The 21,631-nt window shown below is 54.4% G+C and carries 17 protein-coding genes, 2 tRNA genes and 1 pseudogene; 1 reads left to right on the forward strand and 19 read right to left on the reverse strand.

Translation table 11 applies throughout. The features are described from left to right. Nucleotides 1-20: 20 nt before the first annotated feature. The 15 genes from P159_RS0113860 to P159_RS0113930 all read right to left on the reverse strand — a co-directional run bounded on the left by P159_RS0113860 (nucleotide 21) and on the right by P159_RS0113930 (nucleotide 16,513). Nucleotides 21-476 (reverse strand): AsnC family transcriptional regulator, encoded by a 456-nt coding sequence (locus tag P159_RS0113860; RefSeq protein ID WP_029544939.1) that lies wholly within the window; start codon nucleotides 474-476, stop codon nucleotides 21-23. A 68-nt stretch (nucleotides 477-544) separates the two neighbouring features. Then, nucleotides 545-1,174 (reverse strand): ribosome biogenesis GTP-binding protein YihA/YsxC, encoded by a 630-nt coding sequence (gene yihA, locus P159_RS0113865; protein ID WP_029544941.1) that lies wholly within the window; start codon nucleotides 1,172-1,174, stop codon nucleotides 545-547. Between the two features lie 61 nt (nucleotides 1,175-1,235). Then, nucleotides 1,236-3,548 carry an endopeptidase La gene (gene lon, locus P159_RS0113870; protein ID WP_029544942.1) on the reverse strand — a complete coding sequence of 771 codons (2,313 nt, stop codon included), beginning with the start codon at nucleotides 3,546-3,548 and terminating at the stop codon, nucleotides 1,236-1,238. Between the two features lie 76 nt (nucleotides 3,549-3,624). Continuing rightward, nucleotides 3,625-4,890 carry an ATP-dependent Clp protease ATP-binding subunit ClpX gene (clpX, locus tag P159_RS0113875; RefSeq protein ID WP_029544944.1) on the reverse strand — a complete coding sequence of 422 codons (1,266 nt, stop codon included), beginning with the start codon at nucleotides 4,888-4,890 and terminating at the stop codon, nucleotides 3,625-3,627. An 11-nt stretch (nucleotides 4,891-4,901) separates the two neighbouring features. Then, a complete protein-coding gene (gene clpP / locus P159_RS0113880) occupies nucleotides 4,902-5,516 on the reverse strand; it encodes an ATP-dependent Clp endopeptidase proteolytic subunit ClpP (protein WP_029544946.1) in 615 nt (204 codons plus the stop codon). A gap of 42 nt (nucleotides 5,517-5,558) precedes the next feature. Further along, complete coding sequence (gene tig / locus P159_RS0113885; protein ID WP_029544947.1) at nucleotides 5,559-6,848, reverse strand: trigger factor; 1,290 nt, start codon at nucleotides 6,846-6,848, stop codon at nucleotides 5,559-5,561. A 140-nt stretch (nucleotides 6,849-6,988) separates the two neighbouring features. Then, nucleotides 6,989-7,588: a GerMN domain-containing protein gene (locus P159_RS0113890; RefSeq protein WP_051650379.1), complete on the reverse strand. Its 600-nt coding sequence runs from the start codon at nucleotides 7,586-7,588 to the stop codon at nucleotides 6,989-6,991. 19 nt (nucleotides 7,589-7,607) lie between these two features. Then, entirely contained in the window at nucleotides 7,608-8,681 is a 1,074-nt protein-coding gene (locus P159_RS0113895) for an N-acetylmuramoyl-L-alanine amidase (protein ID WP_037377061.1), read from the reverse strand. 88 nt (nucleotides 8,682-8,769) lie between these two features. Then, nucleotides 8,770-8,970 carry a DUF3006 domain-containing protein gene (locus P159_RS0113900; protein WP_029544953.1) on the reverse strand — a complete coding sequence of 67 codons (201 nt, stop codon included), beginning with the start codon at nucleotides 8,968-8,970 and terminating at the stop codon, nucleotides 8,770-8,772. Continuing rightward, nucleotides 8,967-9,905, reverse strand: a complete 939-nt coding sequence (locus tag P159_RS0113905) for a ComEC/Rec2 family competence protein (RefSeq protein ID WP_029544954.1) — start codon at nucleotides 9,903-9,905, stop codon at nucleotides 8,967-8,969. The genes P159_RS0113900 and P159_RS0113905 overlap by 4 nt, the downstream gene beginning before the upstream one ends. Next, complete coding sequence (locus P159_RS0113910) at nucleotides 9,898-10,710, reverse strand: Cof-type HAD-IIB family hydrolase (RefSeq protein WP_029544956.1); 813 nt, start codon at nucleotides 10,708-10,710, stop codon at nucleotides 9,898-9,900. The genes P159_RS0113905 and P159_RS0113910 overlap by 8 nt, the downstream gene beginning before the upstream one ends. Before the next feature lie 225 nt (nucleotides 10,711-10,935). Further along, nucleotides 10,936-13,668 (reverse strand): response regulator, encoded by a 2,733-nt coding sequence (locus tag P159_RS0113915; protein ID WP_051650380.1) that lies wholly within the window; start codon nucleotides 13,666-13,668, stop codon nucleotides 10,936-10,938. After that, nucleotides 13,661-14,644, reverse strand: coding sequence for a BMP family ABC transporter substrate-binding protein (locus tag P159_RS0113920; protein WP_185753749.1), 984 nt, complete (start codon nucleotides 14,642-14,644; stop codon nucleotides 13,661-13,663). The genes P159_RS0113915 and P159_RS0113920 overlap by 8 nt, the downstream gene beginning before the upstream one ends. Nucleotides 14,645-14,750: 106 nt before the next feature. Next, a complete protein-coding gene (locus P159_RS0113925) occupies nucleotides 14,751-15,827 on the reverse strand; it encodes a BMP family ABC transporter substrate-binding protein (RefSeq protein WP_185753750.1) in 1,077 nt (358 codons plus the stop codon). Nucleotides 15,828-16,033: 206 nt separating this feature from the next. Continuing rightward, nucleotides 16,034-16,513 carry a methylated-DNA--[protein]-cysteine S-methyltransferase gene (locus tag P159_RS0113930; protein ID WP_029544964.1) on the reverse strand — a complete coding sequence of 160 codons (480 nt, stop codon included), beginning with the start codon at nucleotides 16,511-16,513 and terminating at the stop codon, nucleotides 16,034-16,036. 207 nt (nucleotides 16,514-16,720) lie between these two features. On the opposite strand from P159_RS0113930, the pseudogene P159_RS20050 reads away from it, so the two are divergent. Continuing rightward, nucleotides 16,721-16,972, forward strand: a pseudogene (locus tag P159_RS20050) (isocitrate/isopropylmalate family dehydrogenase); the annotation flags it as partial. Nucleotides 16,973-17,270: 298 nt separating this feature from the next. Here the strand turns inward: P159_RS20050 and P159_RS0113940 are convergent. The 4 genes from P159_RS0113940 to P159_RS0113955 all read right to left on the reverse strand — a co-directional run bounded on the left by P159_RS0113940 (nucleotide 17,271) and on the right by P159_RS0113955 (nucleotide 21,490). After that, complete coding sequence (locus P159_RS0113940) at nucleotides 17,271-17,639, reverse strand: metal-sensing transcriptional repressor (RefSeq protein WP_349254360.1); 369 nt, start codon at nucleotides 17,637-17,639, stop codon at nucleotides 17,271-17,273. Beyond that, entirely contained in the window at nucleotides 17,632-20,760 is a 3,129-nt protein-coding gene (ileS, locus tag P159_RS0113945) for an isoleucine--tRNA ligase (RefSeq protein WP_029544971.1), read from the reverse strand. The genes P159_RS0113940 and ileS overlap by 8 nt, the downstream gene beginning before the upstream one ends. A gap of 536 nt (nucleotides 20,761-21,296) precedes the next feature. Then, nucleotides 21,297-21,372 (reverse strand) — tRNA-Thr (locus P159_RS0113950). 42 nt (nucleotides 21,373-21,414) lie between these two features. Beyond that, a tRNA-Thr gene (locus P159_RS0113955) sits at nucleotides 21,415-21,490 on the reverse strand. Nucleotides 21,491-21,631 lie beyond the last annotated feature (141 nt).

Here is a 21,631-nt window from a genome sequence, read left to right on the forward strand (position 1 = left end):
CGCTTTCTGCTGCCTTATCCTTACTGTAATTTGAACTGCACATTTATCTTGTATTTCTTATGAGCCTTGAGGTTCAGCACATCCTCCACGCCAGGCAGGGTCCTGACCTGGGCAATGATGCTCTTTTCCTGCTGCTCATTGGGCGTGAGCAGGGTAAACCAGAGATTGTACCTGCCCTCCCGCTCATAGTTGTGGGTGGCACCGGGGTAGCCGTTGATGGCATCTGCCACCTCCGGAATATGCTCCGGCGCTACCCTGAGGGCCACCAAAGTCCCATGATAGCCCAGCTTATTGGAATCAAAGAATGTGCCTATGCGGCGCAGATACCCCTCCCGCTTCAGCTCCTGCACCCGCTGGAGCACCACGCTTTCCTCCGTGCCCAGCTCCTCTGCCAGTCTGGCAAAGGGACGGCTGCAAACGGGCAGGTGTCCCTGCAAGAGATTCAACAGCTCCTTGTCAAAGGCCGTCAGCTCCATTATCTTCTCCCCTCCCCGATACACAATCCCCTGCGGAAACTATGAATCCGATTCATTTTTCTTTATTCTTATTCTACCAAAATCGAACCGATTACGTCAAGCAAATCTGAACGCCCTTCATTTTTCAAAGAGGAATAGGGCAACACGGAAAGTTCCGCCACTCCCAGGCTGCGCTTGATGAGGGCAATCTGCTTCTGTCTGACATTCTTGCCAATCTTGTCCGCCTTGGTGGCCACAATCAGCACGGGGATGTTGTTTTCCACCAGCCACTTGAACATGTCCACATCAGAGGCCATGGGCTCGTGGCGGATGTCGATGAGCTGGCACACGAACTGCAGATTCTCAGAGGTCAGCAGGTATTCTTCGATGAACTTCGACCAAAGCTTCCTCTTTTCCTTCCCGGTCTTGGCATAACCGTAGCCGGGCAGGTCCACCAGATAGAAGGACTTCCTCTCCTCAGCCCCCTCAACCTTGGCTCCCAGCTCATAGAAATTGATGGTCTGGGTCTTGCCAGGCTGGGAAGAAACCCTCGCCAGTCCCTTGACTCTGGTGAGGGAGTTGATGAGAGAAGACTTGCCTACGTTGGAGCGGCCGATGAAGACCACCTCCGGCAAATTGCCCTCCGGATACTGTTCCCGCTTCACCGCCGAAGCAATGTACCTGCCCTGGGTGATAACCACGCTCTCCTTCTCTGCCATGATATCGCTCCTTTCAAAAAGCCTCCCTCTGAGAGGGAGGCTTTATTTCGCCAATCCTGATTTATTTCCCGCACAGTGCCGTAGCCAGCACCTCGTCCATGTGCTCCACAGGGACGAATTCCAGCTTCTCCCTTACCGTCTCGGGAATATCTTCGATATCCCGCTCGTTTTCCTTGGGCAGGATAATGGTCTTCATGCCCTCGCGGTAAGCTGCCAGGACTTTTTCCTTGAGGCCGCCGATGGGCAGCACATTGCCCCGCAGGGTGATCTCGCCGGTCATAGCCACATCGCTCCGGACCTTCCGGCCTGTCAAAGCGGAAATCATAGCCGTGGCCATGGTGATGCCCGCCGAAGGCCCGTCCTTGGGGATGGCGCCTTCCGGCAGGTGGATGTGGATATCATCCTTCTCGTAGAAGTCCTCCTCCAGCTTGAACTTCTGGGCACGGCTGCGGATGTAGCTGAGGCCTGCCTGGGCAGATTCCTGCATCACATCCCCCAACTGCCCCGTGAGGATCAGCTTGCCCTTGCCCTTGAGTATGGTGACCTCCGTGGGCAGGATGTCTCCCCCCACTTCCGTCCAGGCCATGCCCGTAGCCAGGCCCACCTGGGGCTTCTTCTCAGCCTTGGTCTCCAGGAACTTGGCCCGTCCCAGGAAGTCCTTGAGGTTAGTCTTGGTGACCTTGATGGGAGCTTCCTCTCCCTCCACAATCTTGCGGGCGGCCTTGCGGCAAACCTGGCCTATGACCCGCTCAAGCTCACGGACACCGGCCTCACGGGTGTACTCCTGGATAATTTTCTGGAGCACCGTGGTACTGAGGGAAATATCCTTGCTCTTGAGGCCGTTCTGGGTGCGCTGACGTGCCACCAGATAGCGCTTGGCAATTTCCAGCTTCTCCAGCTCAGTGTAGCTGGAGAGGGTGATGACCTCCATGCGGTCACGCAGAGCCCTGGGGATATTGCTGAGATTGTTGGCCGTGATGATCCACATGACCTTGGACAGGTCAAAGGGCAGCTCGATATAGTGGTCACTGAAGGTGTTGTTCTGGGCAGGGTCCAGCACCTCCAGGAGAGCTGCCGCCGGGTCTCCCCGGTAGTCATTGCCCAGTTTATCCACCTCATCCAGCAGGAAGAGGGGATTTTTCGTGCCCGCATGCCTGAGGCTCTCAATGATGCGGCCGGGCATAGCCCCCACATAAGTGCGGCGATGACCCCGGATTTCCGCTTCGTCACGGATGCCCCCCAAAGAGGCCCGGACAAATTCGCGGCCCGTAGCCCGGGCCACAGAAGCTGCCAACGAGGTCTTGCCCACGCCGGGGGGGCCAACCAGACAGAGGATGGGCGCCCGCTTGTCCTCGGCCAGCTGCTGCACAGCCAGATAGTCAAGGATCCTGTCCTTGACCTTGGTGAGGCCGTAGTGGTCGTGGTCAAGGACCCGCTTGGCTTCATTTATATCCACCTGCATCTCGGATTCCTTGCACCAGGGCAGGTCAAGGAGCCAGTCCAGATAGGTCCTGATGACGCTGGTCTCGGAGTTCATGTTGCTCATGCCGTCCAGACGCTTGAGCTCCTTTTCCACGGTCTCCCTGACCTTGTCAGGGTATTCCCCCTCATCCAGGCGCTTCTTGTACTCCTCTATCTCGCTGGTACGGTCGTCCTTGTCCCCCAGCTCCTTGTGAATGGCCTTGATCTGCTCGCGCAGGTAGTAGTCCTTCTGGATTTTCTCCATCTGCTTGCGCACCTGGACGCCTATCTTCTGCTCCATCTTCATGAGCTCTATTTCATGTGCCAATACAGCGTAGAGCTTTTCCAGACGGGCCTTGATATCTATGCAGGACAGGAGTTCCTGCTTGGTCTCCACCTTGAGATTCAGATGGCTGGCAATGAGGTCAGCCAGCCTGCCTGCATCGTCAATGATGGCCACGGACACCAGCGTCTCGGCAGGAATCTTCTTGGAGAGCTTCACCCATTCTTCGAACTCATGGCTCACGCCACGGGAGAGAGCCTCCATCTCAAGGGAATTGGGCTGCTCGTCCTCATAAGCAGTCACTGCTGCTTCATCATAGTTCTCCAGTGCCTGGAAGCCCTCGATGACCCCGCGCACCAGCCCCTCCACCAGCACACGCATGGTGCCGCCAGGCATCTTGATGAGCTGGCGCACCTCGGCAATGGTGCCGGTCTCGTAAAGGTCCTTGCCCTCCGGGGCATCAACCTCTGCGTCCTGCTGGGTGACCAGGAGTATTCTCCTGTCCCCCACCATGGCCTGCTCCAGGGCCGCCATGGAGCGCTCCCGGGCCACATCCAGATGTATGATCATATACGGAAAGACCGTCATGCCCCGCAACGGGAGCACCGGCAGCGTTCTGGTCTCTGCCATTGTCATTCCTCCTAAAATCCAATGTATATTAAGATAAGGCGCTGCTCAGGCAGCGCCTTATCCATAAGTCTGCAACTCAGGCAGATTCTTCTTTTTTGTTCTGACCGGCTTTCGCAATGGTGAGAACCGGATCCTTGCGCGCCGTGATGGCCTCCTTGGTAACCTTGCAGGCAGAGACACCTTCCACGGAAGGAATCTCGTACATGACGTTGCGCATGACGCCCTCTAAGATAGAGCGCAGGCCGCGGGCCCCGGTCTTTCTCTTCAGGGCTTCCTTGGCTATCTGGCGCAGGGCTTCTTCCTCGAAAGAAAGCTTCACCCCGTCCATTTCCAGCAGGCGCTGGTACTGCTTCACCAGAGCATTCTTTGGCTTGGTGAGGATGCTCACCAGCGCGTCCTCATCCAGGGAATCCAGCGTCACCACGATGGGCAGACGGCCGATAAACTCCGGAATGAGGCCATTCTTCAGGAGATCCTCCGGCAGGACCTTGCTGAGGGTCTCGCCGATGTTCCTCTGCTTCTTGGACTTGATGGAAGCCCCGAAGCCCATCTGCTTCTGGCCCAAACGAGCCTCGATGACCTTCTCGATACCGTCAAAGGCACCGCCGCAGATGAAGAGGATGTTGGTGGTGTCAATCTGGATAAGCTCCTGATGAGGGTGCTTGCGCCCGCCCTGGGGCGGCACGGAAGCAGTGGTTCCCTCCAGGATCTTCAGCAGAGCCTGCTGCACGCCCTCACCTGATACATCACGAGTGATGGAAGGATTCTCGGACTTGCGGGCAATCTTATCGATTTCGTCGATGTAGATGATGCCCCGCTCTGCCTTTTCCACGTCGTAGTCAGCAGCCTGGATGAGCTTCAGGAGGATGTTCTCCACATCCTCGCCCACATAGCCTGCCTCCGTAAGAGCCGTGGCATCAGCAATGGCAAAGGGAACCTTGAGAATCCTGGCCAGAGTCTGTGCCAGCAAAGTCTTGCCGCTGCCCGTAGGCCCCAGCATGAGGATGTTGGACTTTTGCAGTTCCACATCATCGCTCTTGCCCTGACCGGAATTGACACGCTTGTAGTGATTGTACACAGCCACGGAGAGGGATTTCTTCGCCTCTTCCTGGCCGATGACATACTGATCCAGAATAGCACGGATGTCCTTCGGTTTCGGGACGTCCTTGAGCTCCACTTCTACATCTTCGCTGAATTCTTCCTCGATGATTTCGTTGCAAAGCTCGATGCATTCATCACAGATATAAACCCCGGGCCCAGCCACGAGTTTCCTGACCTGCTCCTGAGTCTTGCCACAGAAAGAACACTTCAGCTGACCCTTGTCATCCCCAAACTTCAGCATGACATCACCTCCTATTCTTTGGCGGTTTTCTTGGCAGTCGTCTTCTTGGGACGTGTGATGACCTCATCAATGAGGCCGTAAGCCTTGGCTTCTTCGGCGCTCATGAAGTTATCACGCTCAGTGTCCTGATTGATCTTGTCCCTGTCCTGACCGGTATGATTGGCCAGAATATCATTGCCCACTTCACGCAGGCGCAGGATTTCCTTGGCCTGGATCTGAATGTCCGTGGACTGGCCCTGAGCACCGCCCAAAGGCTGATGGATCATGATGCGGGCCAGAGGCAGGGCATAGCGCTTGCCCTTGGCACCGGCTGCCAGCAGCAGGGAACCCATGCTGGCTGCCTGCCCGATGCAGATAGTGGACACATCAGGCTTGATATACTGCATGGTGTCGTAGATGGCAAGACCTGCGGTCACCACGCCGCCCGGGCTGTTGATGTAGAGATGGATATCCTTGTCAGGATCCTCCGACTCCAGGAAAAGCAGCTGGGCTACTACTGAATTGGCAACGTTGTCGTCAATGGGGCCGCCCAAGAAGATGATGCGGTCTTTCAGAAGGCGGGAATAAATATCATAAGCCCGCTCCCCACGACTGGAACGCTCCACTACCATAGGTACATAGTTCATTTGTCTACCCCCATTAGGGAAACGAAAGAAGAAACCGAGGGATTAGGCAATGCTGTCGATGATGAACTGTGCAGTCTTCTTGCGGAGCACAGTAGCAGCCAGATCGCCCAGACGTCCCTGCTCCTTGATGATCTTCTGGATCTGCTTCGGAGTAGCACCATACTGCATGGCCATCATGGCAACTTCCTGGTCAAGATCCTTGCCCTCAACCTTGATGTCCTCAGCCTTTGCTACCTCTTCAAGCATGAGATCCGTACGTACATTCTTCTCCGCGGTCTCCCGATAATCCTCCCTGATCTTGGCAATATCTGTATTTGCGAACTGGAGATACTGCTCCATCTTCATGCCCTGCTGCTCGAGGCGCATGGACATCTCCTGGATCATGGCAGTCACGCGGTTGTCGATCATCACAGCGGGAATGTCCACAGTGATGTTCTCGCTGGCCTTCTCGATGGCAGCGGTGCGCTGATCGTTCTCAGCCTTGCGCTCAGCGTTCTCCTCCAGGTTCTTGCGGATATCAGCGCGGAGCTCCTCAAGAGTCTCGAACTTGCTGACCTTCTTGGCAAGCTCATCGTCCAGAGCAGGCAGCTCCTTGCGCTTGATGCTGTGCACCTTGCACTTGAAGACAGCAGCCTTGCCAGCCAGATCCTTGGCATGGTACTCCTCGGGGAAGGTCACGTTCACATCGCGCTCCTCCTCGACCTTGGCGCCGATGAGCTGATCCTCGAAGCCGGGGATGAAGCTGCCGGAACCAATCTGGAGAGGATAATCCTGGCCCTTGCCGCCCTCGAAAGCCACGCCGTCAACGGAGCCGTCGAAATCAAGGGTGATGAAATCGCCGTCCTGCACATCGCTGCCCTCGGGAGCATCCACCATGTTGCCCTGGCGCTCCTGCATGTTCTTCAGCTGCTTCTCAACGTCCTCGTCCTTGACCTCGTCCACAACCTTCTCGATGTGGAGGCCCTTGTACTCGCCGAGAGTCACTGCCGGACGCGGGGTGACAGTAGCCTTGAAGACCAGGTCCTTGCCCTCTTCCAGAGTCACGATCTCAACCTCGGGACGGGTCACAGGAACGATATCCTGCTCCTTGAAAGCCTCATCCAGGGACTGGGGGCCGAGGAAGCTGTCAAATGCTTCCTGGAGCACATACTCCTTGCCCAGGTGGTTCTCCACAATCCTCTTGGGAGCCTTGCCCTTGCGGAAACCAGGGATATTCACACGGCCCGCGAGGCGCTTGCAAGCGCGCTCCTCTGCCTTTGCTACCTCTGCTGCTTCAACTTCAATAGTAAGAGTGACCTGCTGGTTCTCTCCGTTTGCTGCCGTAACTTTCATTGTCTAAAATGACCTCCTGTTTTATCCATTTCAATTGGCTTATACATAGCCATACTTTAGAAATCATAACACAAAGCGCACAGAATTACAAGCAATTCTGTGCGCTTAAAGACTATAAAGTCAAAAAATCAATGTGTGAATCAGAGCAAATCCTTCATGCGCTCCAGAGGAGTGCTGAGGTCCATGTGGCCGGCAATGGTCTCCACGGGACTGCCCTCAATGAGAATCTGCACCTGCTTCACTTCCGGGAACTCCGTCAGGGTATTCACAATGGAGCCCACCAGCATCTCCTCGCCAGTGGAGCCGCCCACGAAGTGCTTCACCAGATCCTGGGAGAAGTCCACCCTGGCCACGCCCCCCTCCAGCTTCACGCCGCGGAGCTTGGCCTGCTTGGGGATGATGACGCTCTGGTTCTTTTCCTTGGTGCCCTGCATGAGAGACTTCACGGCCTCGGCATACTTGTCCTTGTCAGCACTCACCGTGAACTTGCGCTTCACAGCGATGAGCTTGGTGCCATCGGCATTGGGATAGTAGACCTTGGTGCTTATCTCCTGGGGCTTTTCCTCCTTCTTCTCCTGCTTCTCTGCCTTGGGTGCCTGCTTTTCCTGTACCGTGGTGATGGAGCCGGAAGAACCGGAGGAACTGCTGGTGCCCTGGCCCTCCTGACAGCCTGCTGTCACCAAAAGCGTCAGCACCATCAGGCAGGCAGCCAGCCATCTCTTGCTTGCAAAAATCTTCATCTATTTCCCCTCCCTGCTCTTACTCGCCGAAATAACGGCTGATGCCGCGCGCAATGGCCTTGGCCAGAGTGGTCTGATACTTGTCATCTCCCAGCAGGGCTTCTTCCCTGGGATTAGTGATGAAAGCCAGCTCCAGCAAGGTGGCGGGCATGGAAGAATGCTTGATGACGTAGAAGTTGGCCGTCCTGACACCACGGCCAGCCAGGCCGCCATCCTTCAGAAGCTCATTGTAAATGGAAGTTGCCAGCTGCTCTCCCCTGGCAGAACCGGGGAAATAATATGTTTCCATTCCCTTGGCCTCAGGATTGGAAAATGCATTGCAATGGATGGAGACAAAGATGTTGGCCCCGGGAGTGAACTCACCCACGTTGACCCGGGCCTGCAGCTCCTGCCTGTCGGTGGCATTGCGGCCATAGACATCAACATCGCGGTCACGGGTCATGACCACCCGCGCCCCGGAAGCCTCCAGCAGGGTCTTGACCTTCTTTGATACAGCCAGGGTCGCGGTCTTTTCCGCCAGACCCGTGGGACCCACAGCTCCAGAATCGCTGCCGCCATGACCGGGGTCAATGACGATAGTGCGTCCCTTGACGCCCTTGAAATTCTCATCGGTGCCGCCCTGGGGCTCTGCAAAGATGTCCACTACCAGCCGATATGGTTTCCCTGCCTTATGGTCGGCCTTTTCCACATGGACACTGTACATATCCTCAGTGACATTCTTGCCCAGTTCTATGACCACCTGGGTATGGCGCCTTTCCAATTCGCTGATGGTCAGGCGCTTGACCAGGGAATTATTGAGCTTGATATTCTTCTTCAGCTTCCCGGGCTTGGTGCTCTTCATATCCAGCACCAGCTGCTTATGAAGAAAGGTCTTGGGAATGACCTGGTAATCAAGGTTATCCTTGTCCATGCCAATCTCAATCCGGAAAGCCTTGGCTCCCTGGATCTCAGTCTCATAGCTCTTGAAATAATTCAGCTCATGTACGGGTGACTTCTCCGCTGCCTCTACGCTGCCCTGCCCCATGACCAGCATGGAAAGGCACATCACCAGAAGCGCTGCCGCCGAAACTGCACGGCAGAAAAACTTGCACATCAAAAGGACTCCTCCCTAGTAAACAACCAACGAACAAACTTCCGTATATTTTAGTCTCCCTTTCTGGGAAATTTCTGCAAAGCCAGCCTTATTCCTGCAATAACTGCAAAGCTTCTGCCTCAGCTTCTGCAGTTTTTTCTTCATCCCGGCTGATTTCTATTTTCAGGTAGTCACCTTCCTCAGCCTCCTCAGGCAGGAAAGACTTGGGAAAGTTTACCTTTTTTTCCTCCTCACCTAAGAGCAATACTGCCAGACTGCCCTCAAAGCGGTCAAGATATGCCGAAATCACTGGACATCCCCCTTTTCCACAGCTATCTCATAAGTCTTGCCGTCACTGGTCAAAGTGATGGTGCCGTTCTTGTCAGTCTCATAGACCTTCATCTTCAGGGCTTGATACTTCTTCAGGGTTTCTTTATGGGGGTGGCCGTAGTCATTGCCCGCGCCGCAGGAGATAAGCCCCACTTCCGGATTCACGGCCCTCAGCCACTCCTTGGAAGATGAGGTCTTGCTGCCGTGATGGCCAGCTTTCAGCACCTGGCTGTGAATATCTGCGCCCCCCAGAGCAGCCAGTATATCCTTTTCCTCAGGGCCTTCGCCGTCGCCGGTGAACATCATCTTGAAGTCACCGTAGATAAGCTGTCCCATGACCGATTCATTGTTCGGGTCATGCTTGTAGCCTGACTGGGTGCCCTTGGCTGCCAGCTCCTCCGAGGGAGCCAGCACCTTGAACATCACGCCGCCCCCCAGCTCCAGCACTTCACCGGCCTTGAGGCCATGGCGCTTGATGTCCTTGGCCTTCAGTTCCTTCATATAACGAAGGTAGATTTTGGAAGTGGACGGCATGCCGTTGTCATAGACCTCTCCCACTTCAAAATCTGAGAGAATCACATCCATGCCACCGATGTGGTCGGCATGGGGATGGGTGAGGATGACCTTGTCCAGCCGCTTCACTCCGGCTTCTTTGAGCTCTGCCTTGAGCTTTTCCCGCTCGTCAACATCGCTGGTGTCCACCAGTACTGTCTGCTCCCCGGTTTCAATGAGGATTGCATCCCCCTGGCCCACATCCAGCATCTTCACTGTCAGTTTCGCCTTTTCCTGTTGCACCTGTGCTGCACTGCTCTCTGCCGAAGAAGTGCCGCCCCCATTTCCTCCCGGGGCACAGCCCGTCAGCAGCGCCGACAGCATCAGGAGCACTCCCAAAAGCACTCCCACTTTTTCACGCATTGTCTTCGCCTCCCAGGATGTAATGCTTTATGCCATAGGCCACACCGTCTTCTGCCACCGTGGGCATGATGAAATCTGCCTTTTCCTTCAGCTCCGGCTGGCCGTTGCCCATGACCAGAGCCGTGCCCACCGTATCCATCATTTCCAGATCGTTGAGGCCATCCCCGAAAGCGTAGCTCTGCTCCTGGGGCAGCCCCAGCTTCTCCAGGGCGTGTTCAATGCCCGTGCCCTTGGTCACTTCTGTAGCATAAAGCTCCATGTTCTTCAGGTGGGCAGGGTCCATGAGCCCCGTAAGCCCCGGCCAGTTCAGCAGCTTCTCAAAGAGACCGTTGCCGCCGGGATTGTCACAGACAAATTCCATCTTGTAGACCTCAATGTCCCCCAGCTCAAATTCCTCCACGAAATTCTTCAGGGAAACATCTATGCCCACATAGAAGCGCCGCACCTGGTCAAACTCCGGCCGCAAGTAAATCTTCTCCCTGCCCTCCAGCACATACTGCACCTGATGCTCCTCACAGAGCCTGACGATTTCCTGCACCGTCTCTTTCGGCAAAGGCTGGTCATTCAAAACCTGCCCGTCCGCCAGCACAAAAGCTCCGTTCATGAGCACAAAGCCGTTGAACAGCCCCGGCTGCATGAGCTCTTCATCCAGGTAAGCCAGGGGCCTGCCGCTGGCAATGAAGGCATAATGCCCCGCCTGCCGAAGCTCCTTGATAGCCTCTTTCACCTTTGGCGTCAGCTTGGTGTGCCCCTTCCTTATATCAATCAGGGTGCCATCAATATCGAAAAAAACAGCTTTCTTCATGGAATCCCACCTTTTAAGACTTAACTACCCCCTATAGTACTAGATTTGTCATGGTTATTCAAGAAAAAAAGCACCCAGCCTGAAGGCCAGGTGCCCATACAAAACTACTCATTCAGTTTCTTGTCTGCATACTGCAGCAGGATATGACCGCTTTTCCTGTTGGTAGCCAGGGGGATATCATCACATTTCGGAGGATTTTTTTACTTGTTCTTCAAGGCAAACTGACTACCCGTCTGCAAGGATTTGCCCTGCTTTTTCCCAATCCAGCTTTTCTATTGCTGTCCGGATGCTCTGATAGCGTTTCTCCTCATCTTCCGGCAAGCGATATTCCTCCAGTGATTCCAGCACAAACATCGCATTGTCATAGTCAAAAGAGGCGACAAATTCCTTCAAGGTATCGTATGCTTCTCTCAGCGCCGCCTCATCAATGGGCACTTTTTCCTCGTCTCGCTGCTTCGGCGGGCAAAGAGGCGCGAGTTTTTCTGCGAAACTACGGTAAATGGACAATAACGCCGGCGTTTCCACCTTGATCTTCTCTATCTCGCCGGCATTGCCCGCATACTCAAGGCGTTTCGCCATTTCTGAAAGAAGCCTTGCGCCGATGATGCGCGCCGTGCTCTTGAGGGCATGGACCTTGGTCGTATAGTTTGGCCAGTCCTCACTCCGGAAATAGCCTTCGATATCCGCAATCCCGGACCAGGCCGCCTCGGCAAACACCTTCACTGTGTCCAGATAGGCAGCTTCCGAACCGCAATGCCCTATGCCCTCCTGCGTGTCGATTCCCTCCAGCTCCTGAAGCCAGGAGGGCAGAATATTTTCTTCAGCAGGTGCATCTTCCGTTCCCTCCTCCCGCACGCGCACTTTTTCCTGGGGCAGATATTGGATCAGCACGCTTTCCAATTTAGCGCTGTCTACGGGCTTGGTCAGATAGTCCTGGAACCCGGCAGCCAGGTATTCCTCCCTGGCACCCGAAATAGCGTTGGCCGTCAGGGAAATCACGGGAGTCCCGCTGTTCGGGTTATCCGGCATTGACTTCATATATTTCAGGGTTTCGATGCCATCCTTCCCCGGCATCATATGATCCAGGAAAATGAGGTCATACTTCTTTTCCCGGGACAGGGAGATTCCCTCGTCCCCATCGTTTGCCGTATCGATCTGAATCTGCGTCTGCTTCAGAAGCCCCTTGAACACTACCAGATTCAGCGGAGTATCGTCCACCACCAGGACACAGGCATCGGGGGCTATAAACTTTTCCTGGTATTTTTTATGCTCTGAAAGATGCACCTGACGGGCTTTCTGGTAGTCTCCCAAAGGTTCCCAGCTGACAACTTTCTGCCGCAGGGAAAAGTAAAATTCGGAGCCGCTGCCATAGACACTGTCTACCTGCAGCTCTGTGCCCATCATGCGAAGCAGTTTTCCTGTGATGGCCATGCCCAGGCCAGTGCCTTCGATCTTGCGGTTGCGCTTTTCCTCGATGCGTTCAAACTCGGAAAAAAGCTTTTTGAGATCCTCATGCTTGATGCCTATGCCCGTATCCTTCACAGAGACATGAAGCAGCACCTCATCCGGCGCCTCCTCGCTCCGGTCAAAACCAACGGAAAATGTCACACTTCCCTTTTCCGTATATTTCACCGCATTAGTCAGGATATTCGTAATAACCTGTTTGATGTGGATCTCATCCCCATAGAGCCTTCTAGGCAAATTGGGATCAAAATTCAGGACAAGGGAGAGATTCTTGCTTTCCGCCCGCACCTGAATCATCGTCACAAGGTCGTTGAGGCTGCCCAAAAGGTCGTATTCCACAGGAATGATCTCTATTTTACCTGCCTCGATTTTGGAAAAATCCAGAATATCATTGATGATTCCCAGCAATGTGTTGCCGGCGGCCTTCACATCTTCGGCATAGGCAAGGATGTTTCTGTCCTCGCATTCCCGCAGGATCATCTCATTCATGCCGAGCACCGCATTGATGGGTGTACGGATCTCGTGGGACATATTGGCAAGGAAATTGCTCTTGGCGCGGGAAGCTTCCTCGGCCATGGCCTTTGCCTTTTTGAGTTCCTCACTCTCGTAGATATCATCCCGGATCTGGACCAGATACATGGCCCCCACCGCGACCAGCAACATCAACAGGCCGAAGACCCAAACCACCAAAAGCGTAAGGCTTCCGATTCCCTCGGAGGCTTTTTCCTTCGGCACGAACCCCGCAATCAGATAGTTCGTTCCCGGGATTTCCGCCTCAAGCAGCAGCATATCTCCCCGGGTCGTATTGAAGGTGCGAGCCGCCGCCATGGAGGTTTCCATATCCCGATGCATGGAATGGAAGAACTCCCTGAGCTCTCCACTCTGCATGAAATCCATATCTTCCTCGTCAAGCTGTGCAAAGGGAATGATAATATCACCTTTACGCGTGACGACACACATCCTGCCGATATCATCATAGCAGCTGATAGAAAACCTCTCCCTGATGGTTTCGGGGGGATAGAGCCGATAGAGAACATATTTGATGTTCTTGCCATGGAACACCGGACAGGTGAACAGAATTCCCCGATCCTGCACAAAGGTGATTGCCCTTTCCCCTCGCACAGAGGTCTGTATGCCATCGTAGGTGTAAAGGGACAGACTGTCCCCAAAAATTGCCTGGCCGTCAATGGCCAGCAGCCCCTGCTTCAAGCCTGCCTCATTGAAGACCAAGGGCATGAGCCTCTCCATTTCTTCCGGATTAGCTTCAATCTTGGAAGCGATATAGTTGAGAATGTCCAGCTCCGCTCCCAGCTTTTCCGCAGCTTGTATTGCCAGTGTCTCTGCCTGCCGCTTCGTCTGATTCTCTGTATAATGAATCAAGAGCTCGCTCATCCGCTGCTGAAACAGCGCCCCCACAACCAGCAATATCGCAGCAAAAAAGAGGGTGGCCAGGAGATTGCTTCCCTTCCCTTTAAAAGAGAATCTGCTATTCATATATCTCTACTCCCTCAACAAACCAATCCATACCGGTAAACAGCTCATGGTCACTGATTCTTTCGCCCTCCCTGCAACGAATGTTTCCCTTGTTGTCGCGTATCAAGCCGGAAAACACATCCCAGTTCGTCATGATGCGCTTCTCTTCCCGCTTCATCAGCGCGCTGGTCCAGGGCTGCACCAGCGGAGACAGGGGATACAGCTTGACACCGCCTTCTGCTATATCCAGCCAGTAATTGCGGGACGTGTTCGTCCTCCCGCTCAGATAGTCCCCCAGCACTCTCCTGTATACCATAGTCCAGTCATACAGCGCCGCCGTCAGGAACCGCTCGGAGTACTGTTCATACACACTGTCATAGCCAGTGCTTAAAAGCCCCAGTTCCTCCGCTTCCCGCACAGCATGGGGCATATCCTCATGATAGGTGATGACATCTGCGCCCCTGCTGGCCAGAAGGGCGACACTTGCCCGCTCCTCTTCTTCATTATCCCAGCTATTGACGAAACGGACAATGAGCCGCGCCTTCGGGTTGGCAACGCGCATTCCCAAAGCGTAAGCATTGATGCTGCGATTGGCCTGAGCATTCGGCGTCGCAGTCACATAGCCCAGCACCCCTGTCCGGCTCTCGCTGCCTGCCACAATACCCGCCAGGTACCGCGCCTGATAGAGACGGGAAAAATAGGTAGTGCAGTTTTTCTCCTTGCCCTTGCCGGAAATGGAAAAAAAGGCAACATGCGGGTGCTGCTTGGCAATCCTGTCCACATACTGACCGTAGCCGAAGCTGGTCAGATAGATGGCATTGACGCCTTCGCTGATCAGTTCCTCGACAGCATGGTTCAGTGCCCTCTCATCCTCCGGCACATGCTCCCGCACCCGGAGGACGCACCCGTATACGTCACAGGCGCTCGACAGGCCATCGTAGTGGCTCTCATTCCAGCCCCGATCCGCTTTCGCTCCAATCAGGACTAGACCAACCACAGGCTGCTTTTCTGTTTCGGGAAGTTTGAAACTCCTTATCACGACCACAATCGCCAAAATGCAAAACAATACGAGCAGCAGCGGGAGTTTGCGTCTCAGCCATTCCTTACTCTTCAACCGTCACACCCTCCACACACCAATCAAATCCGTTGAGCATTTCGCTGTCCGACATAGATTCCCCTGCCTCCACGCGGACATTGCCCATGTTGTCTGTAATCGGTCCATAAAAAACATCGAATTTCCGGCTCCTCATCTTTATATTGGCCGCCAGCACTTCCTGCTTTGTTTCCGGCTTCACATTTCCGGTGAAATCCGAAAGGGAGACAATGCCGTCCTCCAGGTTCATCCACTCATGGCTTCCATGGAATTTTCCCTGCAGGCAGCTCAGGATTTCTTTGCGGTAGCATACATTCCATTTCCAGATGCAGGCAGTCAGATAGGTCTTGGGAAATTCATCGCTATTGTCCAGATTGTAGCCGATGGACCACACGCCCCGCTTCTCCGCCTCCCGATGGGGATGAATGGAGTCCGTATGCAGGGCCATGGTGTCTATGTCGGGATGGCTGTCCATCAGATTGTTGAATGCTTCTCCGGCCGCACTGTCCTCCGTCCAGGAATTACAGTAGCGTACATAGACCTGCGCGTCCGGGCGTATGCTTCGCACTCCTAGCGCAAAGGCATTGATGCCCCGGATTACCTCCGGGATGGGGAAGGCCGCCACATAGCCGATGGCTCCCGTCTCCGTCCGCATCCCTGCCACAATGCCCGAAAGATACCGTGCCTGATACATCCTGCCGAAGAAGGAAGACAGATTGCTGCTGTGTCCTGTGCCCGTAGCGTGAAGGAAATACACATCCGGGTACTTCTCCGCAGCCTTTTGCATGGATTCACCGAAGCCAAAGGATACCCCCACGATGATCTCGCAGCCCTTGTCCCTAATGAGGCTTTCGATATCCTTGTAACAGTCGGCGGACACATTCTCACGGCAGACGATTTCCAAATTCAGCTCGTCCTGCAGGGATTCCAGTGCCTCATAATGTGTTTGGCTAAAGCTGCGGTCTGAGCGTGAACCGTTCAGAAGCAGCCCCACTTTGGTTGTCTTATTGGCCAAATCCACGCTCTGCCAATCATCTCTGATCAGCAGGATTCCCGCGATGACCGCCATGAGAACCAGAATTGTCAAAATGAGGATTCTCCGCACAAAGCTCCTCCTTTCCCAAAATCGACAGATATCGCAGGAAAATTTCCGCCACCTGTCAGCTTCATTGCTACATGGTCCAGCACAAACAAAAATGTTCAAACCTTGGTTACTTATAATTTTAGCAAAAGAATCTCTTTTTGTGTACGATATTTTGCTCGCCCAAGAGGCAGGATTGTACCACCTCCATGCTATGTGATGTTTTCAAGCTTCAGCAGCCATTCCTTCCGCCAAAGCCCTCCCCCATAGCCTGTGAGGCTGCCATCCTTTCCTACCACCCGGTGGCAGGGAACGATGATGTCTACAGGGTTATGTCCTACAGCCCCGCCCACTGCCTGGGCAGACATTTTTCCCAGCTGCCGTCCCCTGGCAATCATGTCGGCTATCTCCCCGTATGAAATTGTCTGACCATAGGGAATAGTGAGCAGTATTTCCCACACTGCCCGCCGAAAATCTGACCCTTGCAATGAAAGCTGCGGCGTAAAATCCGGCACTTTACCGGAAAAATATAAGTCAAGCCAGCGGCAGGCATCCGCAAAAACAGGCAGAGCCTGCGTCACCTGCAATGCCGGGGGCTCATCCACAAAGGACAGCCCGGTGAGAGCTTCCCCATCGCTGGTCATAAGCAGGGAGCCTAGGGGAGATTCATAACAACCAGCATAATACTTCAAGATAGACCACTCCTTATTCCTTCAGCTTCAGTCCGTCATGCAGGAAACGGCGGCAGGTATGCACATAATCTTTCATTTAGTTTCCATAGTCAACCATCATATTTCCATTTACATCTGATATACTTCATCTTGTTTACAGGACTTGAAATAACAAGACTGGAGGGAACAAGATGAAGAAGATCAAACAGCTCGGCCAAACCATATCCAATAATGGTGGACGCCGCCAGCATGTTCTTCGTCAAGAACCCCAAGCGCTTCCAGATCGTGGTCACCAGCAATCTCTTTGGCGATATCCTCACTGACCTGGGCGCCGCCATTGCCGGCGGCATGGGGCTGGCAGCAGGCGCCAATCTCAACCCTGAGCGCAAATACCCCAGCATGTTCGAGCCCATCCACGGCAGCGCCCCAGATATCGCTGGCCAAGGTCTGGCGAACCCCCTGGCTGCCATCTGGAGCGTCGGCCAGCGAACCCCTGTCCAACATGGCCCACGAACAGCAGCAGGCCCTGCGGCAGTTCAAGTTCTAAAAACACCGCCTCCATTGAAATTCAGATTGCAAAAGTGCCCAACCGCAAAACAAGATTGCGGTTGGGCGCTTTGCTTAGGAACTGGAACGAAATAAATTATGCAGATTGCGTAGGATAAATTTTTGCTGTCAAGGCGGAGGAGCGAGGCGTAGTGGGCTACGCCGAACGACGACAACGCAGACAGCAGAAATTTAGACAAGCAAGATGTTTGATTTATTTCGTGATAGTTCCTTACTTTATGAAACTGTCTATAGCCTTGCTGAGTTCTTCCAGGGCCTCACGGTCCTCATGCTGCACCGCATCCACGATGCAGTGCTCCATGTGGTCCTTGATGATGACCCGGCTGACTCCCTTGAGAGCGCTGTCCACCGCTGCCAGCTGGGTGAGCACTTCCGTGCAGTCCCTGCCGTCCTCCACCATCTTCTTGACGGATTGGAGATGGCCGATGATGCGGGCCAGGCGGTTCACCACGCTTTTGGTATGCGTATGGCTATGGGTATGTGGGTGGCGGTGGACGATCTTGCCATCCACCAGCACATGGTCATGGTCAAGTTCCACCATCAGGTCCTTGTCCACGGCCAGACGCTTCGCATCACTCAACGGACAACACCACCGTCTCGCCGTTGATGTTCCACTCCTTGGCATGGGCCACGTCACTGCCGTAGACCACCTCATCTGCCAGGGTCACGGAACGCAGCATCTCCTCGTTCTCCGCCTTCTTCACGATGGCCAGGAGCTTGTCATTGCCGGAGAGCCCAACCTTGATGTGGTCGGTGACTTCGTAGCCGTTCTCCTTGCGCATGGTCTGCACCTTGCTGATGATCTCCCGCAGGAAGCCTTCCTCAAGAAGTTCTTCGCTGAGGGTGGTTTCCAGGGCAATAGCCACCTCGCCGTAGCTCTGGCAGTTGTAGCCCTCGGCCTGGCTCATGGAAATCTCCACGTCCTCAGAGGTGAGGCTGTACTCCGTGCCATCGGCCAGGGTGACCTTGAGGCTGCCAGTGCTGTCCAGGGACTCCTTGGCCTGACGGCCATTCATGGCCCCAAGAGCATTCTTCACTGCCCCCATGTTCTTGCCCACCTTGGGGCCGAGAGCGCGGAAGTTGGGCTTGAAGGTGTAGACGGTGAAGTCCTCCATGTCTTCCTTGAAGACAACTTCCTTCACATTCAGCTCGTCCTCCACGATTTCCTTGAAGAAATCATCCAGAGTGCCGGCAGCCTTCACGAACATGTGGCCGATGGGCTGGCGGTTCTTGATGTTGGCCTCGTTGCGGGCAGCGCGACCCAGCACCACGATGGAGAGCACCAGTTCCATGTTCTGCTCCAGCTCGGTATCGATGAGGGCCTCGTCTGCCACGGGGAAGTCTGCCAGATGCACGGACACGGGAGCAGCCTTGTCAATGCTGCAGACCAGATTCCTGTAGATGCTTTCAGTCATGAAAGGAATCATGGGAGCAGCAGCCTTGGCAGTAGTCACCAGAGCCGTGTAGAGAGTCATGTAGGCATTGATCTTGTCCTGCTCCATGCCCTTGGCCCAGAAACGGCTGCGGCTGCGGCGCACGTACCAGTTGGAAAGCTCGTCCACAAAGGACTGGAGTGCCTTGGCAGCCTCGGTCACGCGGTAGTTAGAGAGGCAGCTGTCCACTTCCTTCACCATGGTGTTCAGGCGGGACAGGCACCACTTGTCCATGACGCTGAGCTTATCGTACTCCAGGCTGTACTTGGTAGCATCGAATTCGTCGATGTTGGCATAGAGCACGAAGAAGGCGTAGGTGTTCCACAGGGTACCCATGAACTTGCGCTGGCCTTCCTGCACAGCCCCATCATGGAAGCGGTTGGGCAGCCAGGGAGCGCTGTTCTCATAGAAGTACCAGCGGATGGCATCGGCGCCATGCTTGCGGAGGGCATCCATGGGGTCAACGGCATTGCCCTTGGACTTGGACATCTTCTGGCCGTTCTCATCCTGCACATGGCCCAGCACAATGACGTTCTTGTAAGGTGCCTGGTCAAAGAGCAAAGTGGAAATGGCAATCAGGGAGTAGAACCAGCCACGGGTCTGGTCCACTGCCTCGGAGATGAAGTCAGCCGGGAAGCGCTTCTCGAAGATATCCTTGTTCTCGAACGGATAATGCCACTGGGCAAAGGGCATGGCGCCGGAGTCGAACCAGCAGTCGATGACCTCCTGCACGCGGTGCATTTCCTTGCCGCACTCAGGGCACTTGATGGTCACTGCATCGATGTAGGGGCGGTGCAGCTCGATTTCCTCCGGGCAGTTGTCGGACATTTCCTTCAGCTCGGCAATGGAGCCAATGGCATGCTGATGACCGCACTCACACTCCCACACCGGCAGCGGCGTGCCCCAGTAACGGTTGCGGGACAGGCCCCAATCCTGCACGTGCTCCAGCCAGTCGCCGAAGCGGCCCTCGCCGATGGATTTCGGAATCCAGTTGACGGTGTTATTGTTGGCAATGAGCTTGTCCTTCACATCCGTCATCTTGATAAACCAAGTTTCCCTAGCGTAATAGATGAGCGGAGTATCGCAGCGCCAGCAATGGGGATAGCTGTGCTCGAACTTGGGCGCCTTGAAGAGCTTGCCGCTCTTCTTCAGGTCATCGATGATCAGGGGATCGGCATCCTTCACGAAGACGCCGGGCCAGTCGGTCTCTTCCGTCATCTCGCCCTTGTTGTTGACGAACTGCACGAAGGGCATATCGTACTTGCGGCAGACACGGTTATCGTCCTCACCGAAAGCCGGAGCGATATGGACAATGCCGGTACCGTCGGAGGTGGTGACATAGTCATCGCAGACCACGTAGAAAGCCTTTTTCTTCAGCTTGCCCTCTGCATAGGGGTAAAGGGGCTCGTACTCACGATGCTCAAGGTCTTTGCCCTTGTAACGCTCCAGCACCTCACGCTCGCCTTCCACGCCCTCAAAGACGGTATCCACCAGAGCCTCAGCCAGGTAATAGACAACACCTGCCACCTTGACCTTCACATAGTCAACCTCAGGATTCACGCAGAGACCCAGGTTGGAAGGCAGGGTCCAGGGAGTGGTGGTCCAGGCCAGGAAGTAAGCATCCTCGTCCTTGACCTTGAACTTCACCATGGCAGAACGCTCTTTCACGTCCTTGTAGCCCTGTGCCACCTCATGGGAGGAAAGAGGGGTGCCGCAGCGGGGGCAGTAAGGCACAACCTTGTGGCCCTTGTAGAGGAGGCCCTTCTTCCAGATCTCCTTCAGTGCCCACCACTCGGACTCGATGAAGTCATTCTCATAGGTGATGTAGGGGTGGTCCATGTCAGCCCAGAAGCCGACCACGTCAGAGAACTCCTCCCACATGCCCTTGTACTTCCAGACGGACTCCCGGCACTTCTTGATGAAAGGCTCGATGCCGTATTCCTCAATCTGCTCCTTGCCGTTGATGCCCACCAGCTTCTCAACTTCCAGCTCCACCGGCAGGCCGTGGGTATCCCAGCCAGCCTTGCGCAGGACTTTCTTGCCCTTCATGGACTGGTAGCGGGGCAGCATATCCTTGATGACACGGGTCAGCACATGGCCGATATGGGGTTTGCCGTTAGCCGTCGGCGGACCATCGTAGAAAGTGAAGGTATCGCAGCCCTCACGCTGATCAATAGCCTTCTGGGCAATGCCCTCTTTTTTCCAGAATTCCTCTACTTCCTTCTCACGGGTGACGAAATCAAGGTTGGTGTCTACTTTGCTATACAACTCTATTCCCCCTAAAAAATATAAAAGCCTGCATCCCAAACAGGATGCAGGCCTTGCCTACACTTATACCACCTATTTGCCACGTACCATCATACGCTGCTTCGTAACGGGAAGAACCGGCGGGGCTTACGTGTCCCAAGGGACTCTCAGCCTGCTGCTCCGAAGTGATGTTCAGCCCGCCCTACTAGCCCCCGGCTCTCACCAGCCCCGGTTCGCTTTGACGTTCCTGCGTGCCTACTGTCTCCATCAACGCATTTACATATTAACACAAAAAATATTCTACCATAAGATAAAGTATTTTTCAATCAAATGCAGACAAATTTTAGGAAACACTGATTAAATGAAGTCATACAGATTGGCGCAGATTGTTTGTCCTTCCCAAGGCGACAAACCGGAGGCATAGCGGGCTATGTCGAGGATTTGTCAACGCAGGGAGGGCAGACAAGATACGTCAAGATGGGTGACTGAATTAATCAGTGTTTCCTTTACATAAGAAAAACCCGGAAGGCAACCGCCCTCCGGGATAAAAATCAAAATGGAGCTGATGACCAGGATTGAACTGGTGACCTTATCCTTACCAAGGATACGCTCTGCCGACTGAGCTACATCAGCATTCCAGCACTACCGCTTTTCTGCGACAGCCAGAATAAAAAATGGAGCTGATGACCAGGATTGAACTGGTGACCTTATCCTTACCAAGGATACGCTCTGCCGACTGAGCTACATCAGCACTCCAACACTACCGCTTTCCTGCGACAGCTCCTATAGTATATCATTGAGGCAAGAGCATGTCAACACATTTTTCCAGCATCTGAAAAAATTTATCCAACATCTGGAAAAATGCAGTGTCTTAAAGCTCCCTCTTATCTAT

Origin of the sequence: Selenomonas sp. AB3002 (genome assembly GCF_000702545.1) — a bacterium.
GTDB lineage: Bacteria > Bacillota > Negativicutes > Selenomonadales > Selenomonadaceae > Selenomonas_B > Selenomonas_B ruminantium_A.

What these genes read in the sequence shown, in the direction of transcription:
- P159_RS0113860 (WP_029544939.1), bottom strand. Translation starts at nt 476, where the DNA reads ATGGAGCTGACGGCCTTTGACAAGGAGCTGTTGAATCTCTTGCAGGGA.
- yihA (WP_029544941.1), bottom strand. Translation starts at nt 1,174, where the DNA reads ATGGCAGAGAAGGAGAGCGTGGTTATCACCCAGGGCAGGTACATTGCT.
- lon (WP_029544942.1), bottom strand. Translation starts at nt 3,548, where the DNA reads ATGGCAGAGACCAGAACGCTGCCGGTGCTCCCGTTGCGGGGCATGACG.
- clpX (WP_029544944.1), bottom strand. Translation starts at nt 4,890, where the DNA reads ATGCTGAAGTTTGGGGATGACAAGGGTCAGCTGAAGTGTTCTTTCTGT.
- clpP (WP_029544946.1), bottom strand. Translation starts at nt 5,516, where the DNA reads ATGAACTATGTACCTATGGTAGTGGAGCGTTCCAGTCGTGGGGAGCGG.
- tig (WP_029544947.1), bottom strand. Translation starts at nt 6,848, where the DNA reads ATGAAAGTTACGGCAGCAAACGGAGAGAACCAGCAGGTCACTCTTACT.
- P159_RS0113890 (WP_051650379.1), bottom strand. Translation starts at nt 7,588, where the DNA reads ATGAAGATTTTTGCAAGCAAGAGATGGCTGGCTGCCTGCCTGATGGTG.
- P159_RS0113895 (WP_037377061.1), bottom strand. Translation starts at nt 8,681, where the DNA reads ATGTGCAAGTTTTTCTGCCGTGCAGTTTCGGCGGCAGCGCTTCTGGTG.
- P159_RS0113905 (WP_029544954.1), bottom strand. Translation starts at nt 9,905, where the DNA reads ATGCGTGAAAAAGTGGGAGTGCTTTTGGGAGTGCTCCTGATGCTGTCG.
- P159_RS0113910 (WP_029544956.1), bottom strand. Translation starts at nt 10,710, where the DNA reads ATGAAGAAAGCTGTTTTTTTCGATATTGATGGCACCCTGATTGATATA.
- P159_RS0113915 (WP_051650380.1), bottom strand. Translation starts at nt 13,668, where the DNA reads ATGAATAGCAGATTCTCTTTTAAAGGGAAGGGAAGCAATCTCCTGGCC.